Source organism: Streptomyces sp. NPDC107581, assembly GCF_055657175.1.
The window spans coordinates 37,052-52,989 of record NZ_JBVKBH010000022.1 but is presented as its reverse complement, the minus strand read 5'-3'; the positions used below and the strand labels follow the sequence as shown (position 1 = coordinate 52,989).

Annotated in this window: 14 protein-coding genes and 1 pseudogene; 6 read left to right on the top strand and 9 right to left on the bottom strand. The window is 71.7% G+C overall.

Annotated features, from left to right (window positions below):
- Positions 1–87 precede the first annotated feature (87 nt).
- Positions 88–1,110, top strand: a complete 1,023-nt coding sequence (locus ACZ7P3_RS38240) for a Gfo/Idh/MocA family protein (RefSeq protein ID WP_472088898.1) — start codon at positions 88–90, stop codon at positions 1,108–1,110.
- A gap of 188 nt (positions 1,111–1,298) precedes the next feature.
- On the opposite strand, the gene ACZ7P3_RS38235 is transcribed toward ACZ7P3_RS38240, so the two are convergent.
- The 3 genes from ACZ7P3_RS38235 to ACZ7P3_RS38225 all read right to left on the bottom strand — a co-directional run bounded on the left by ACZ7P3_RS38235 (position 1,299) and on the right by ACZ7P3_RS38225 (position 4,746).
- The gene (locus ACZ7P3_RS38235) at positions 1,299–2,489 is read right to left on the bottom strand and encodes a cytochrome P450 family protein (RefSeq protein ID WP_472088896.1); all 1,191 of its coding nucleotides are present in this window, start codon (positions 2,487–2,489) and stop codon (positions 1,299–1,301) included.
- Between the two features lie 74 nt (positions 2,490–2,563).
- Positions 2,564–3,238 (bottom strand): response regulator, encoded by a 675-nt coding sequence (locus tag ACZ7P3_RS38230; protein WP_472088895.1) that lies wholly within the window; start codon positions 3,236–3,238, stop codon positions 2,564–2,566.
- Positions 3,239–3,471: 233 nt separating this feature from the next.
- Positions 3,472–4,746: a sensor histidine kinase gene (locus ACZ7P3_RS38225; RefSeq protein WP_472088893.1), complete on the bottom strand. Its 1,275-nt coding sequence runs from the start codon at positions 4,744–4,746 to the stop codon at positions 3,472–3,474.
- 169 nt (positions 4,747–4,915) lie between these two features.
- On the opposite strand from ACZ7P3_RS38225, the gene ACZ7P3_RS38220 reads away from it, so the two are divergent.
- Positions 4,916–5,116 (top strand): hypothetical protein, encoded by a 201-nt coding sequence (locus tag ACZ7P3_RS38220; RefSeq protein WP_472088892.1) that lies wholly within the window; start codon positions 4,916–4,918, stop codon positions 5,114–5,116.
- A gap of 55 nt (positions 5,117–5,171) precedes the next feature.
- On the opposite strand, the gene ACZ7P3_RS38215 is transcribed toward ACZ7P3_RS38220, so the two are convergent.
- The 3 genes and pseudogenes from ACZ7P3_RS38215 to ACZ7P3_RS38205 form a co-directional block, all read right to left on the bottom strand.
- Positions 5,172–5,567, bottom strand: coding sequence for a guanyl-specific ribonuclease (locus ACZ7P3_RS38215; protein WP_472088891.1), 396 nt, complete (start codon positions 5,565–5,567; stop codon positions 5,172–5,174).
- A 381-nt stretch (positions 5,568–5,948) separates the two neighbouring features.
- Positions 5,949–6,590 (bottom strand): annotated as a pseudogene (locus ACZ7P3_RS38210) (alpha/beta hydrolase).
- A 248-nt stretch (positions 6,591–6,838) separates the two neighbouring features.
- A complete protein-coding gene (locus ACZ7P3_RS38205; protein ID WP_472088889.1) occupies positions 6,839–7,651 on the bottom strand; it encodes an AIM24 family protein in 813 nt (270 codons plus the stop codon).
- A 258-nt stretch (positions 7,652–7,909) separates the two neighbouring features.
- Here ACZ7P3_RS38205 and ACZ7P3_RS38200 point away from each other — a divergent pair, with 258 nt between their 5' ends.
- Positions 7,910–8,677, top strand: a complete 768-nt coding sequence (locus ACZ7P3_RS38200; RefSeq protein WP_472089011.1) for an SDR family oxidoreductase — start codon at positions 7,910–7,912, stop codon at positions 8,675–8,677.
- A gap of 500 nt (positions 8,678–9,177) precedes the next feature.
- On the opposite strand, the gene alc is transcribed toward ACZ7P3_RS38200, so the two are convergent.
- Together alc and allB are read right to left on the bottom strand one after the other, a co-directional pair.
- Positions 9,178–10,293, bottom strand: coding sequence for an allantoicase (gene alc, locus ACZ7P3_RS38195; protein WP_472088888.1), 1,116 nt, complete (start codon positions 10,291–10,293; stop codon positions 9,178–9,180).
- A gap of 53 nt (positions 10,294–10,346) precedes the next feature.
- Positions 10,347–11,687, bottom strand: coding sequence for an allantoinase AllB (gene allB / locus ACZ7P3_RS38190; RefSeq protein WP_472088886.1), 1,341 nt, complete (start codon positions 11,685–11,687; stop codon positions 10,347–10,349).
- Positions 11,688–11,960: 273 nt separating this feature from the next.
- Between allB and ACZ7P3_RS38185 the strand changes: the two genes are divergently transcribed.
- Positions 11,961–12,755 carry an IclR family transcriptional regulator gene (locus ACZ7P3_RS38185; protein ID WP_472088885.1) on the top strand — a complete coding sequence of 265 codons (795 nt, stop codon included), beginning with the start codon at positions 11,961–11,963 and terminating at the stop codon, positions 12,753–12,755.
- Positions 12,756–13,064: 309 nt separating this feature from the next.
- Here ACZ7P3_RS38185 and ACZ7P3_RS38180 read toward each other — a convergent pair whose 3' ends face one another.
- Positions 13,065–13,379: a DUF5955 family protein gene (locus ACZ7P3_RS38180; protein ID WP_472088884.1), complete on the bottom strand. Its 315-nt coding sequence runs from the start codon at positions 13,377–13,379 to the stop codon at positions 13,065–13,067.
- 130 nt (positions 13,380–13,509) lie between these two features.
- On the opposite strand from ACZ7P3_RS38180, the gene ACZ7P3_RS38175 reads away from it, so the two are divergent.
- Together ACZ7P3_RS38175 and aceB are read left to right on the top strand one after the other, a co-directional pair.
- Complete coding sequence (locus ACZ7P3_RS38175; RefSeq protein ID WP_472088882.1) at positions 13,510–14,118, top strand: nucleotidyltransferase family protein; 609 nt, start codon at positions 13,510–13,512, stop codon at positions 14,116–14,118.
- A gap of 184 nt (positions 14,119–14,302) precedes the next feature.
- Entirely contained in the window at positions 14,303–15,928 is a 1,626-nt protein-coding gene (gene aceB / locus ACZ7P3_RS38170) for a malate synthase A (RefSeq protein ID WP_472088880.1), read from the top strand.
- Positions 15,929–15,938: the final 10 nt, after the last annotated feature.

Below are 15,938 nucleotides of genomic sequence, written 5' to 3'. Positions count from 1 at the left end.
GCGTGCATGGTTGACGGGAAGTTGTGTAGTCCGATTGTCCGGACATTTGCATTGACAGCGTACGGGGTCCGCCCTCACTTTGTTTCCATGCGCATCGGCGTCATCGGTACGGGCCGCATCGGCACCGTTCACGCGAACACACTGAGCCGCCACCGTGAGGTCGGATCACTGATCCTCACGGACGCGGACCCGGCGCGGGCACAGGAGCTGGCGCACCGGCTGGGCGAGACCGCGGCGCCGGGTGTGGACGAGATCTTCACCTGGGGCGTGGACGCGGTGGTGATCACCACCGCGACGCCGGCACACGCCGAACTGATCGGTCGGGCAGCCCGCTCGGGCCTGCCGGTCTTCTGCGAGAAGCCGATCGCCCTCGACCTGCCGGGCACCCTGCACGCGCTCGCCGAGGTGGAGGCTGCCGGAACGGTTCTCCAGATGGGCTTCCAGCGGCGCTTCGACGCGGGCTACACGGGCGCCCGGGAAGCGGTGCGCTCGGGCCGGCTCGGACGGCTGCACACCGTACGGGCGATGACCTGCGACCAGTCCCCTCCCCCGGTGGAGTGGCTGCCGCTGTCCGGCGGGCTGTTCCGGGACACGCTGATCCACGACTTCGACGTGCTGCGCTGGGTGACGGGCCGTGAAGTGGTGGACGTGTACGCGGCCGGCTCGGACGCCGGGCCCGCCATGTTCCGCGAGGCCGCCGACGTCGGCACCGGCGCGGCCCTGCTCACCCTGGACGACGGCACGCTGGCCACGGCGACGGCGACCCGGCTCAACGGCGCGGGATACGACGTCCGGATGGAGCTCGCCGGGGAGCTGGACACGGTGGTGGTGGGCCTGGACGACCGGACTCCGGTCGCCTCCACCGAGCCCGCCGGGCCGCCGCCCGCGGACAAGCCCTGGACCGGCTTCCTGGAGCGGTTCGGGCCCGCCTACGAGGCCGAGCTGTGCGCCTTCGTCGAGGTGCTGCTCGGAGGGCGGCCCAACCCGTGCGACGGCGGCGAGGCCCTCCAGGCCCTGCGGATCGCCGAGGCCTGCGAGGTGTCCCGGCGGGAACACCGCCCGGTACGGCTGGCGGAGATCCCGGACCGGGGGCGGGCGTCGTACGGCTGATCCCGGAGGGAGGCCCACCGGCTCGTGGGGCTCACGGACACCGACTCGGGGGCCCGGGAGGGCTCACCGGCTCGGGGGACTCACCGACTCGCGGGACTCACCGACTCGCGGGACTCACCGACTCGCGGGACTCACCGGCTCGGGAACGCTCGCGGGCTCGCGGGCGGCTCGCCGACTCGGGGGGCGGCTCACCATCGCACCGGCAATGTGCGCACCCCCCGCATCAGCATGCCCGGCAGCCAGTCGCCCGGGGAGCCGTCGAGCGCGAGGTCCGGAGCTCGCTCCAGGAGGGTGCCGACGGCGATACGGCCCTCCAGACGGGCCAGGGGTGCGCCCAGGCAGTAGTGGATGCCGTGGCCGAAGGCGAGGTGGCCGCGGCTGTCCCGGTGGATGTCGAACCGGTGCGGGTCGGGGTAGCGCTCGTCGTCGCGCTGGGCCGCGGTGAGGCCGATCACCACCGACTGGCCCCGCCGGATCTCCGCGCCGGCGATCTCCAGGGGTTCGGCGGCGTACCGGTATGTGGCGGTCTCCACCGGGCCCTCGTAGCGCAGCATCTCCTCGACGGCGCCGTCCAGGAGGGTCATGTCGGCGCGCAGGGCGGCGAGTTGGCCGGGGTGGGTGAGGAGGGCGAGGACGCCGTTGCCGATGAGGTTGACGGTGGTCTCGTGTCCGGCGATGAGCAACAGGTAGGCCATGCCGCGCAGTTCCTGCGGGGAGAGCCGGTCGCCGTCCTCGGCGGTGGTGCGGATCAGGTCGCTGAGCAGGTCGTCGGCCGATCCGGCACGCCGCTTGTCCTCGATCAGCTCGTTGAGGTACTCGGCGAGGCGGACGACCGCGTGGTACTCCGTGTCCGAGGTGGTCGGCGCGACCACCTCGGTGGACAGCTTCCGGAACTCCGTGCGGTCCATGTCCGGGACGCCCAGCAGTTCGCAGATGACGGTGATGGGCAGCGGAAAGGCGAGCGCGTCGATGAGGTTGGCGCGGCCGCGCGGCAGCATCTCGTCCAGCAGGTCGTCGGTGATCCGCTGGATCCGCGGGCGCAGCTGCTCCACCCGGCGCATCGTGAACGCGCGGGTGACGAGGCCGCGCAGGCGGGCATGCTGGGGCGGGTCGGTGACCAGCAGGTTCTTGCCGATCAGCTGCTCGTCCAGAAACGCCGAGTCGATCTTGCTGCGGTCCTTGGACAACCGGGGATCGGCGAGCGCGGCACGGGCCTCCTCGTACCCGACGACCAGCCAGGCCTCGTACTCGCCGTCGCCGTCCGGCAGCCGGACCCGGTGCACCGGTCCCTGCTCGCGCAGGCGTGCGTACACCGGGTGCGGGTCCTCGCGGAACGCGTCCCCCCACTCCCCCAGATCGATCACCTGTCGCCGGTCCATCGCGCCCCTTCCCGGAATCCCCCCGAGGCCCACCGGGCTCCTCCCGGTACCCCGGCAACGCGTGCGGCGCCCGCCTAGTGCCCGTCCTCCAGAAATCCCGCGTCATAGGCCAGCAGGGCGATCTGGACCCGGTTGTTGAGATCCAGCTTGGCGAGGATCCGGGAGACGTGGGTCTTGACGGTGGCCACGCTCATGAAGAGTTCGGCGGCGATCTGCGCGTTGGCCAGACCGCGGCCGACGGCGACGGCGACCTCCCGCTCACGGTCGTTGAGGGCGGCGAGCCGATCCCGCGCCCCTGCCTGGCGGGAGTCGGCCGCGGTGCCGGCCGCGTGCCGCATCAACTGACGGGTGACGGCGGGCGACAGCACCGGTTCCCCGGCCGCGACCCGGCGCACCGCGTCGACGATCTCGGCGGGCGGGGTGTCCTTGAGCACGAACCCGGCGGCGCCCGCGCGCAGGGCCTCCAGCACCTGTTCGTCGGCGTGGAAGGTGGTGAGCAGTACGACCTGCGGCGCGTCCGCCCGCGCCCGCAGCCGCCGGGTGGCCGTGAGCCCGTCCACGGACGGCATCCGGATGTCCATGAGCACGACGTCCGGCCGGGTCCGCCCGACCACGTCGTCGACCTCGCCTCCGTCGGCGGCCTCCCCGACGATCTCGATGTCCCCGGCCCCGCCCATCATCAGCGCGAGTCCGGCACGCACCAGGGGATCGTCGTCGACGAGGAGGAGCCTGATCGGAGTCGTAGTCATGGGGGTTACGTAATCATGTGCGGACCGGTCGGCGGGGGCGCACGTCCCAGGCGGCTCCCTCAGCTCCCGCCCGTCCCAGGCGGCCCCCTCAACTCCCGCACATCCGACGCGTCCCCCTCAGCTCCCGCCCGTCCCACGCGGCCCCCTCAACTCCCGCACATCCGACGCGTCCCCCTCAGCTCCCGCACGTCCCACGCGGCCCCTTCAGCTCCCGCACGTCCCAGGCCGCTCCCTCAGTTCCCGCCCCACGGCAGCCGGCCCCGTACCTCGAACCCCCCGTCCGCGGTCACCCCGTGCTCCAGGTGTCCCCCGGCCAGGGTGGCGCGTTCGGTCAGGCCGATCAGGCCCTGGCCGGAGCCGGGGACCGGCGGGACGTCGGGGGCGGGGGCGGGGTTGCGGACCGTGACCGTGAGGCCTTCTCCGGGGGCTCCGGAGACATGGACGGTGACCTCGGTACCGGGGGCGTGCTTACGGGCGTTGGTCAGGGCCTCCTGGGCGATGCGGTAGGCGGTGCGGCCGACGGAGGCGGGGACGGCGGCCGGGTCGGTGACACGCTGGTCGAGGGTGACCTTCATGCCCGCCTCACGGCTCTCGGCGACGAGGGCGTCCAGTGCGGCCAGCGTCGGCTGCGGCCGGCCGCCGGCCGCGTCGTCGGACTCCCCGGCGCGCAGCACGCCGATGATCTCCCGCAGGTCCTGCAGCGCCTCGTGGGCGCTCTCCCTGATCACACCGGCCGCCCGCGCGATCTCCTCGCGGGGCGCGTCCGGCCGGAACTCCAGGGCACCGGCGTGCACGCTCAGCAGGGTGAGCCGGTGCGCGAGCACGTCGTGCATCTCGCGGGCGATGGCCTCGCGGGCGAGCCGCTGGGCCCGGTCCGCGCGCAGGAGCGCCTCGGTCTCCGCACGCCGGGCCCGGTCGCGCAGGCTCAGCATGAGCTGCCGCTTGGAACGGACGAACATGCCCCAGCCGATGACCGCCACGGTGAGCAGTGCGCTGAACGCGACGATCCCGGCGTACGGCAGATCGGGGTCGGGCCGCAGCCAGTAGAAGAGCGGGATCAGCGCGAGGTTGATGCCGCCGATCCAGGCCACGTAGCGGAAGGGCCGGTGCACGGCGAGCGTGAACACGGCGACCATCGTCGCGCCGCCCGCGGTGTTGGACAGGAAGCCGACCGGGACCATCGCGACGGCGAGCCCGACCGGCCAGCGGCGGCGCAGCCAGACGGCCGCGCAGGCGACGCCGCCCAGCGTCCGGTCCAGGACGGCGAGGGACTGCGGCAGGCCTGTTTCCTGGGACAGGTTGTGCGCGGCCATCGCGCCCAGCACGGCGGCCAGCAGGAAGCAGGAGACGTCCACGGCCCAGTCGCGCGCCGTGCGCCGTGGCCGCCGGCCCGAGGTCGTGGCGTCCGGGTCCAGTTCGTGGATCAGGGCGGACGGGAAAAGCCACCGGCGCCGGACCGCGAATTCCTGCGGCACCAGCGCCGGCTCGTCATTGCTCACGGTCGACAAATCTACGCAGGTTCGGCCGCCGCGACCTCCCTGTGCGCGGGATCGCCGACCAAAGTCGCACCACTGTGGACTTTCGGTGGGCCCGCGCCGGCGGGAAGCAGTCCTGCGGCGAACGGACGGACGCCCCGCGGCCGGTGCATGGGGGAGGCCGCGGGGCGAGAGTCGTGCCGTGAAGCAGTTACTGGAACTACTCGGACTGATCGCCCTGGTACAGGGCGTGCTGGGCCTGGTGCACGGGTTCACGCACCGGCACGTGGGGCTCGTGCGGCGGCTCGGCTTCCTGGACGGCTACGAGGTGTACGCGAGCATCGCGCTCGTGCTGCTCGCGGTCGCCCTGTTCGCCGTCGCGGACGGCCGGGGATCCGGCTGAGCACGGATCGGGTCCCCGGCCGGACGCACCGTTCTTCCGGAACCGGCCGGCAGACTCAGCAGCCGAAGTCGACCAGGTCGAACGTGGCGTAGTGGTCGGAGGTGTAGTAGTCCTCCTGGGACTCCTCACCGGTCACGATGCGCCGGGCACCGCGCGTGGAGGAGCCCGGCGTCTTCACCGTGTACTCGTGGTAGTAGCCGGACGACTGGCTGGGCAGGACGCCTTCACGGTTCGAGAAGACGGTGCCGTCCTGCGAGTAGGGGAAGGGGCCGCCCTGGTCGATCAGGTTCAGCGTGTCGTGCGCCTGCGACGGCAGCTCGCCGTAGCAGATGCTGCCGACCGACGCGGCGGCGGCGTCCGCCGTGGTGGCGGAGACGGTTCCGCCGACCAGGAGGGCGGAGAGGAGGGCGGCTGCAGCGCCGATACGTGTTGCGCGTGGGGGGAATCTCATGACCTCATGATGACGCGCGTAGACGTTGGCATGTCAACGACAAGGTTGAAGATTTTCCCTTCAAGTCCGATGAATTTTCAGGAAGTTAACCTGCTGCCCGACGTCCTCACGAGGCCCCCACAGGGACCGGGCCCCGCCCGTGTCCGGGTGCCGTTCCCGCACGGGGTGAGGCAGCGGGCCTCCGGGGCACCAGTGCCGCACCGGGCAACGTACGCCCTGGTCACGGCCTCCCGCGGGCGTTCGTCCTGGCGTGTTCGTCCCGCTGGATGATCGGCGGCGTGTCGGTGCGTCGCGTTTCAGTGAAGTGCGGCCCTCATGTCCGGTGCGGCCGGCGCCTGTTGGTCCGGTCCGGGCCGGCCGGGGCCGGACCGGCACACGTGGTCATTCGGTGCCGAACGCCCGGCGCAGAACGGTGACGGCCTGGCTGATCGCGGCCTCGGCCGCATGGGTGCCGCGCAGGGCATTGAGCATCACGAAGTCGTGGATGACGCCCTGGCAGCGGGTGGAGGTGACGGGGACGCCGGCGGCGCGGAGCTTGTCGGCGTAGGCCTCGCCCTCGTCGCGCCGGACGTCGGCCTCGCCGGTGACGACCGGAGCCGGGGACAGGCCGGTGAGCTGATCGGTGGTGGCGCGCAGCGGGCCTCCGGGGACAGGTCGTGCTCCGGGAAGACCACGGCCGCCCCGGCGCCGGTGGCGAGTTCGCGGACCAGGCGGTCGTGGGTGTGGGCGTTGCCGAAGACCCGGCCCGCGCCGTGTATGTAGACGATCACGGGGAGAGTGCCGGTGGCGCCGGCCGGCTTGACGATCCGGGTGCGGACCGAGCCGGTCGGGCCGCCCGGAACGGTGACCCACTCCTCGTCCACCTGCGGCGCGGCGACGTCCGCCGGACTGGACCTCGTCGACGGCCTTGTGGCCCTCGGCCGGTCCGGGGTCGAACAGGTAGGGCGGGTTGGCGGTGGCGGCGGCGGCGAACTCGGCCGCGGCGGGCTCCAGCACCGGCGCGGTCGGGGTGCAGTCGGACATGGCGGGACTCCTCGCACGTGTCGCGGAGCGGGCGACTGCCCACGCCCAGAGCTGCCCAGCAGGGCCCCGGCCACCGCCCTGACCGAAGTCGCCGCCGGGGTCCTCCTCGGGGCCGCCGGGCGCCCGATGGACGCCGTCGAGTGTGACGAACACGGTGGAGACGAGCTTGCCCATGGCGGGTGCGTTCTTCCGGGCGCGGGGTCCGTTGCCATCGGTACAGACCCCGCTCGCGGCCTCAGCTCATCGGTTCAGCCGGTGTGCGTCGAGAACAGTCCGCCGGTCGGGCCCTGCTTGTCGCCGCCCTGGGCCTTCTTCAGGGCATTGGCGAGGCTCTCGATGGTGAGGGACTGCAGGATCACCCGGCCGTTGCCCTCCAGGGTGGCCAGGGACAGGCCCTCGCCGCCGAAGACGGCGTTCATGATGCCCTGGCGGTTGAGGCCGCCGACGCGCTGAACGCCGTACTGAATGCCTTCCTCGAAGGCGACCACACAGCCGGTGTCCACCTCGATCCGGCCGCCGAAGTCCGCCGGGTTGAGGTCGATGAAATTGCCCGCGCCCGCGATGATCACCGTGCCGTGCCCGGTGAACTTCTCCAGGATGAAGCCCTCGCCGCCGCTCATGCCGGTGCGGCCGCCCTGGAAGGCGATGCCGAACTCGACGGTGGACTCGGCCGCGACGAAGGCGTCCTTCTCGGCGAACCACGCACGCCTGCCGTCCAGCTCCAGAGCGCGCATCTCGCCGGGCAGCACGCCCGCGAAGCCGACCGTGCCCTCGCCGCCCTGGGCACTGAAGTACTGGAACGCCAGCGACTCGCCGGCCAGCATGCGCTGGCCGACCTGCATGGCGGTGCCCATGGCCTGGCGGAGCATGCCGCCCATGCCGCCACCGCCGCCGCTCTGCTGCTGACCGTTGCCCGACGGGCCGGACAGCCGGGTCTCCATGGTCACGTTCGTCGTCTTGAACAGGAACTTCCCCGCCTCGCAGTACACGGTCTGGCCGGGGTGCAGGTTGACGACCGCCATCTGCATGGCGTTGCCGACGATCTCTTGCTGAAGGGTCACGCGGGGAGAACGCGGGAGGTGGAGCGAAGAGTTCCGGCTACGGGCGGATTCGGTGTCCGTTCGCCGCCAGCGGACGGAGCGCCGGGCCGGTGGGATGGACGCATGCCGAACACGACGAACGAGATGAATACGGCAGACGCCTCGAATGAGACGAATGGCGCGATCGATGCGAATGAGGCGAACGGCATCGACTCGACCGGTGCGACGGACCCGTCCACCACGATGAACCCGACCACCACGATGAATGCGATGAACACGATGAACGTGACGGAGACGACCCAGGCCCACCGGGCTCTCGACGGCAAGGCGGCCCTGGTGACCGGGGGCAGCCGGGGCATCGGGGCGGCGGTCGCCCTGCGGCTCGCGCGCGCGGGCGCGGACGTGGCCGTGACCTACGTCAACGGCAAGGAGGCGGCGGACGATGTCGTACGGGCCGTGCGGGCGATGGGGCGCCGGGCGGTGGCCCTGCGCGCGGACTCGGCCGACCCCGGGGAGGCGGCGGGCGCGGTGGAGCGCGCGGCACAGGTGCACGGCGGCCTCGACGTGCTGGTGAACAACGTGGGGGTGGGTCTGCTGGGCCCGCTGCCGACGCTCACGCTGGAGGACGTCGACCGGGTCCTCGCGGTGAACGTGCGCGGGGTCTTCCTCGCCTCCCAGGCGGCTGCCGCGGCGATGCCGGCGGGCGGGCGGATCGTCACGGTGGGTACGTGCATGACGCAGCGGGTGCCGGGGCCGGGCGGGACGCTGTACACGATGAGCAAGGCGGCGCTGGTGGGGCTGACGAAGGCGCTGGCGCGGGAGCTGGGTGAGCGCGGGATCACCGCGAACATCGTGCATCCGGGGCCGACGGACACGGACATGAATCCGGCGGACGGGCCGTATGCGGGGGCGCAGGCGGCGATGACGGCGGTGGGCCGGTTCGGGACGGCGGATGAAGTGGCGTCCATGGTCGCGTACTTGGCGGGGCCGGAGGCGGAGTACGTCACGGGAGCGGAGTTCGCGGTGGACGGCGGGCACGCGGCATAGCCCTACCGGGCAACTCTGCCCACCCGCCCAGCCGTCTCGGTAAGCCGCGAAGGGCCTCGGTACGCCGAGAAGCGGACCTCGGTACGCCGAGAACCGGATCTCGAACGGCCGAGCGAAGGTGCGAACCGGCGTACCGCCCGCGCACCCCGTCGCGCGGCCGGCCGGACGGGCACAGCCACCCGCACGGCCGGCCGAGTGGCCAGCCAAGTGACCGGGCGGGCACAGCCATCCCATGAGAACGGAAGAGCCAAGCCGAGCCGGAGGCCAACGACCTGCCCCCCGCGCCCAGTCGGGCACGGGGGGGGCAGGCGGCCGCCACCTCACAGCGGCACGGACAGGCCGTCCGGCGCCAGAAACCGACACACCGCTTCCTCGCACCCCACCAGACCCGTGGGTCGGCGCAGCCGGGCACAAGGGTGCCGACGCGATTGGCGGGGCTGGTTCGGTTCTTGGATCGTCGGGTCGGGTCGGGTAGGCGGTGGGCCGAGAGAGGTGAAGGGTCAGGCGCCCAGTTCCTGGTGGCGGGCGGACAGGGCGGTTGCGCCCGTCTCCGTCAGGGTGCCGAACAGGCGCAGGCGGGAGATGCCGCCGTCGGGGAAGATGTCCACGCGCGCGTGGGTGCCGACGGCCGGCTGCGGCAGCACGAAGCGGTGGTTGGTGTCGGGCTGCAGCCGGGTGCGCGGGAGGACCTCGGTCCAGGCACCGCCCTCGCCGTCCTGCACCGACACGGAGGCCCAGCCGGCGCTGTTGCCCTTCAGGTACGCCGTGTCGATCTCGATCGCGCGGATCTGGGACTGGGCGGCCAGCCGGTAGCGGATCCAGTCGTTGCCCTGGTCGCGGCGGCGGCGGGTCTCCCAGCCGTCGTCCATCTTGCGGGAGCGGCCCGGCTGGATGGTGTTGGTGGCCGGGGAGTAGAAGAGGTTGGAGGCGTCCTCGACCTGGCCGCCGTTCTCCAGGGCGACCACGTCGAAGGTGCCGAGGACCGCCAGCCACTCGGGGTCGGGTACGACCTCGCCGTAGACGCGCAGGCGGGCGATGCCTCCGTCGGGGTGCTGGTTGACGCGCAGGTGCGTGAAGCGCTGCTCGACCGAGACGGCGAAGCCGTTGGCCGCGTGACCGCCGATCGGCGTGCGCGGTACCAGCGTCGTCCACTTCACGTCGTCGCCCAGCAGCTCCTGCGGGGACGGGGAACCCGGTACCGACGCACCCTCGATCGACACCGCCTGCGGGTAGTTGCCGCGGAAGTGGGCCGTGTCGACCACGATGCCGCGGATCACGCCGGGCGCGCCGAGGCGGACCAGCGCCCAGTCGTGGTCCTCGGCCGTCGGCCACGGGTGCTCGGCCGACACGCCACGCCGGCGCCTGGTCTCCCAGCCGTCCATGATCTTGCCCTTGTGCCCGAAGTGCTCGGGGTCGAACTCGGCCCGCTCGGGCACCAGCAGGTTCTCGCGCTGGGCGAAGAACTCGTCGTTGGCGGCGATGACCCCGGCGCCGAGCTGCCGGTCGGCCAGGTTGGCGTACTGGGTGAAGGGGAAGTCGGCGGTGCGGTAGTCCGCGTACGGGTCGCCGCCTCCGTAGGGGTTCGCGTCGCCGGTGAAGCTGGGTATCGCCGTCACGGTGATCAGGGGTTCCTTTCCATAGTCGGCGGGGTGCCGGGGGCAGCGGGGGCTTACCGGGGGCGGGTGAGCAGACGGCCCTTCGGCTCGGTGAACTCACCGTCCGCGAAGATGCGCTCGCCGCGCAGCCAGGTGGACTTCACGACGCCGTGGAGGGTCTTGCCGGCGTACGCGGTGACCCGGTTGCGGTGCTGGAGGCCTGCCGGGTCGACGGTGAAGGTCTCGTCGGGGGCGAGGACCGCGAAGTCGGCGTCGTGGCCGGCTTCGATGGCGCCCTTGCGCGCGCCGAGACCGGCGAGGCCGGCCGTCCGCACGGACATCCAGCGGACCACGTCCTCCAGAGCGTGCCCGCGCCTGCGGGCCTCGGTCCACACCGCGGGCAGGCTGAGCTGCAGGCCCGATATGCCGCCCCACGCGGTGGCGAAGTCGTCGGTCTTCAGGTCGGCCGTGGAGGGCGAGTGGTCGGTGACGATGCAGTCGATGGTGCCGTCGGCCAGGGCCTGCCAGAGCAGGTCCTGGTTGGCGGCCTCGCGGATGGGCGGGCAGCACTTGAACTCGCTTGCGCCGTCCGGTACTTCCTCGGCGGTCAGGGTGAGGTAGTGCGGGCAGGTCTCCACGGTGAGGCGTACACCCTCGGCGCGGGCGGCGGCGATGAGCGGCAGCGCGTCGCTGGAGGACAGGTGCAGGATGTGCACGCGCGCCTGCAGGCGCCTCGCCTGCGCGACGAGGCTCGCGATGGCCGTGTCCTCGGCGTCGCGCGGGCGGGAGGCCAGGAAGTCCGCATACTTGGGGCCGCCGTGCTGCGGGGCGGCGGCGAGGTGGTGCGGGTCTTCGGCGTGCACGATCAGCAGGCCGTCGAAGCCGGCCGTCTCCGCCAGGGACTGGGCGAGCTGATCCTGGTCGAGGTGCGGGAACTCGTCCACGCCGGACGGCGACAGGAACGCCTTGAAACCGAAGACCCCGGCGTCGTGCAGCGGGCGCAGGTCCTTGACGTTGTCGGGCAGGGCGCCGCCCCAGAAGCCGACGTCGATGTGCGCCTTGTCGGTGGCGACCTGCTGCTTGATCCGCAGGTTCTCGACCGTGGTGGTCGGCGGGAGGGAATTGAGCGGCATGTCGATCAGGGTGGTGATGCCGCCGGCCGCCGCCGCGCGCGTGGCGGTCCAGAAGCCCTCCCACTCGGTGCGGCCGGGGTCGTTGACGTGCACATGGGTGTCGACCAGACCGGGGAGCAGGACGTGGTCGCCGAGGTCCTCCAGACGTGCCACGGCCGGGACCTCGGCGTCGTACGGCAGTACGGCCGTGATCGTGCCGGCGGACACGGTGACCGTGGCGGCCCGCGTCCCTTCCGGAGTGATGACGCGCGTCGAGCGCAGCACCAGTTCAGCGTCGGACACCCGAACCCCTCTCTCTGCCACCGTTTTATCTCCGGAAAACGGGATGTACACCCACGTAACGGAATTCAACGTTCTGTTGAAGGAGTCTTCACTCCCGCCATCCCGTCGTCAAGAGGCACACTTCTGAGCGGTACGGACAGGCGTCTACTCTAGACGTTTCCACAAAGCGGAATTACAATTCCGGCAGGCAGAACGTAGTTACGTACGAGCAGGGAGTCAACCGACTGCCGGGTAGGCTTCTGACCTTCTTGCCAGTCCCGAAAGGAACGCGCCGTGCCGACGTCCGACGCCAGCACCACCGACTCCGCCAAGTCCACCGCCAGCGGCGGGGTCCAGTCCCTGGAGCGTGCCTTCGATCTGCTCGAGCGGATGGCGGACGCGGGCGGTGAGGTCGGCCTGAGCGAGCTGTCCGCGTCCAGCGGGCTGCCGCTGCCCACCATTCACCGGCTGATGCGCACGCTGGTGGCCTGCGGTTACGTACGCCAGCAGCCGAACCGGCGGTATGCGCTCGGCCCGCGGCTGATCCGCCTCGGCGAGTCCGCCTCCCGTCTGCTCGGCACCTGGGCGCGGCCGTACCTGGCGCGCCTGGTGGAGGAGACCGGCGAGACGGCGAACATGGCGCTGCTGGACGGCGACGAGATCGTGTACGTGGCGCAGGTGCCGTCGAAGCACTCGATGCGGATGTTCACCGAGGTGGGCCGGAGGGTGCTGCCGCACTCCACGGGGGTGGGCAAGGCGCTGCTGGCCGGTGTGCCCGATGACGAGGTGCGGGCGCTGCTCTCCCGGACGGGGATGCCGGCCGCGACGGAGAAGACCGTCACCACGCCGGAGGGGTTCCTGGCGGCGCTGGCGGACGTGCGGCGGCTCGGGTACGCGGTCGACGACAACGAGCAGGAGATCGGGGTGCGGTGCCTCGCGGTGTCCGTGCCGGACTCCCCCACCATGGCGGCCATCTCGATCTCCGGGCCCGCCGGGCGGGTCACCGAGGAGGCCACGGACAAGATCGTGCCGGTGCTGCAGCAGGTGGCCCTTGAGCTGTCGCAGGCGCTGGCCAGCTCCGGCGCATAGCGGGAAGGCCGGCAAAAGCAGGTCGGGGCTGGTCTACGGTGCGTGAGCGGCTGCGGGAGCGTCGGGGCCGTTCGCGCAGTTCCCCGCGCCCCTTGACGATGTGACCGGGGCATTCAAGTCCTCGGTGGTTCTCTCGACAGATGCGCCACCTGCGGGAGCGTCGGGGCCGATCGCGCAGTTCCCCGCGCCCCTGACCGTGCAACCGGGGCTCTCAGGCTCTCGGCGACTCCCCCTACAGATGCGTCACCTGCGGGAGCGTCGTGGCCGATCGCGCAGTTCCCCGCGCCCCTGACGATGTGACCGGGGTCTTCACGTTCTCGGTGGTTCTCCGAACAGGTCTACCGCCTGGCGTACGCCGGAGAGGCTTCGTGACAGTGCGCTGACCGAGCCGATCGCTCCTGCGATCAGCAGCAGGGACCTGCGCAGGCGGGGGATCTCCGGCAGACCGCCGGCGGCCATCGCCGCGAGTGTGGCCAGTTCGTCCTCGGCTATGCCGCGGTCGGGGAACTCGGACGGCAACGCGGCGAGTTCGCGGCGCAGCCGGGACACCGCGGTCCGCAGTTCCGCCACCCTCGGGTCCTCGTCGCTGCCGGTCACTGGCCTCTGTCCCAAGCTCCGCAACACAGCTCTCCCCCCTGGCGCTCCCTCGTGCGCGGGTCAGTTAACGCCACCCCGTGCGGCAGCGCCACCGCACGGGCCGAAATTCAGCCCAAGGAAGCGGGCCGCCGCGTTCCGCGTCAGGTATGCAGGACGCATGACGGACAAGCAGGACCGATACCAGGAGATCGCCGGACTGCTGCTCGCCGCGGGCGGCGGCAGACGGCTCGGCGGGCGGCCCAAGGCGCTGCTGGAGCACCGGGGGCGCCCCCTGGTCGAACACGCGGTCGGAGTGCTGCGGGCGGCCGGATGCGGGCGGATCCACGTGGTGCTCGGAGCGAAGGCCGACGAGGTCCGGGCGCGCGCCGAGCTGAACGGCTGCGTCCTCGTGGACAACCCCGACTGGGCCGAGGGCATGGGCTCCTCCCTGCGCGCCGGACTCGGCTCGCTCGCCGGCACGGGCGCACGCGCCGCCCTGGTGAGCCTGGTCGACCAGCCGGGGATCGGGCCGGCGGCCGTGGCCCGGGTACTCGGTGCCTACGAGGACGAGAAATCACTGGTCTCGGCGGCGTACGACGGTGTGCGCGGGCATCCGGTGCTCTTCGGCGCGGGGCACTGGCCGGGCATCGCGGCGACGGCCACCGGTGACCGCGGAGCACGTGCCTACCTGAAGGAGCATGCGGCGGCGATCCGGCTGGTGGAGTGCGCGGACGTGGCCGCGCCGTACGACATCGACACCGAGGCCGATCTGAGCCACCTTGAGTGAACGGGGTGGCACTGAGCGCCACCTTGCCTCGACCCAGAGAATCTCGATATCAACAAACCATTGAGGTTCCACGATGAGGAAACTACTATCCACTGTTCAGAAGCGTCCGACCGTACAGCGGGCGCTGATTGCCCTATTCGTGCCTCCTGGCACCCGGTGCCACCGCTGAAGGAAGTGACAGCTCATGTCCGCACCAGCGCCGTCTCCGCTGGCCATCGTCGACGCCGAGCCCCTGCCCCGGCAGGAGGAGGTCCTCACCGACGCGGCGCTCGCCTTCGTGGCGGAGCTGCACCGGCGGTTCACCCCGCGCCGTGACGGACTCCTCGCCCGCCGGGCCGAGCGCCGCGCCGAGATCGCCCGCACCTCCACGCTCGACTTCCTCCCGGAGACGGCCGCCGTCCGCGCGGACACCTCCTGGAAGGTCGCCCCGGCCCCGGCCGCGCTGAACGACCGGCGCGTCGAGATCACCGGCCCCACCGACCGCAAGATGACCATCAACGCGCTCAACTCGGGCGCGAAGGTCTGGCTCGCCGACTTCGAGGACGCCTCCGCCCCCACCTGGGAGAACGTGGTCCTCGGCCAGCTCAACCTGGGCGACGCCTACACCCGCAGCATCGACTTCACGGACCCGGCGTCCGGCAAGTCGTACGCCCTGCGCCCGGCCGGGGAACTCGCCACCGTCGTCATGCGCCCGCGCGGCTGGCACCTGAACGAGCGCCACCTCGTCGACGCCGACGGCAAGCCGGTCCCCGGCGCCCTCGTCGACTTCGGCCTCTACTTCTTCCACAACGCCCAGCGCCTGCTGGACCTCGGCAAGGGCCCGTACTTCTACCTGCCCAAGACCGAGTCGCACCTCGAAGCCCGGCTGTGGAACGACGTGTTCGTCTTCGCGCAGGACTACGTCGGCATCCCGCAGGGCACCGTCCGCGCGACCGTCCTGATCGAGACGATCACGGCGGCGTACGAGATGGAGGAGATCCTCTACGAACTCCGCGACCACGCCTCCGGGTTGAACGCGGGCCGCTGGGACTACCTGTTCTCCATCGTGAAGAACTTCCGTGACGGCGGGCCGAGGTTCGTCCTGCCGGACCGCAACGCGGTGACGATGACCGCCCCGTTCATGCGGGCGTACACCGAACTCCTCGTCCGTACCTGCCACAAGCGCGGTGCGCACGCGATCGGCGGCATGGCGGCCTTCATCCCCTCCCGCAAGGATCCCGAGGTCAACAAGGTCGCCTTCGAGAAGGTCCGCGCCGACAAGGACCGCGAGGCGAACGACGGCTTCGACGGCTCCTGGGTCGCCCACCCGGACCTGGTCCCGATCGCCCTGGAGTCCTTCGACCGCGTCCTCGGCGACAGGCCGAACCAGAAGGACCGGCTGCGCGAGGACGTCCACGTCGAGGCGGCCGACCTGATCGCGATCGACTCGCTGGCCGCGAAGCCGACGTACAACGGGCTCGTCAATGCCGTCCAGGTCGGCATCCGGTACATCGAGGCGTGGCTGCGCGGGCTCGGCGCGGTCGCCATCTTCAACCTGATGGAGGACGCGGCCACCGCCGAGATCTCCCGCTCGCAGATCTGGCAGTGGATCAACGCGGGCGTCGAGTTCGAGAACGGCGACAGGGCCACCCCGGAGCTGGCCCGCAAGGTGGCCGCCGAGGAGCTGGACGCGATCCGCAAGGAGCTCGGCGAGCAGGCCTTCTCGGCCGGTCACTGGCAGGAGGCGCACGACCTGCTGCTGCAGGTCTCCCTCGACGAGGACTACGCCGACTTCCTCACCCTGCCGGCGTACGAGCAGCTCAAGGGCTGACCCTTACGGC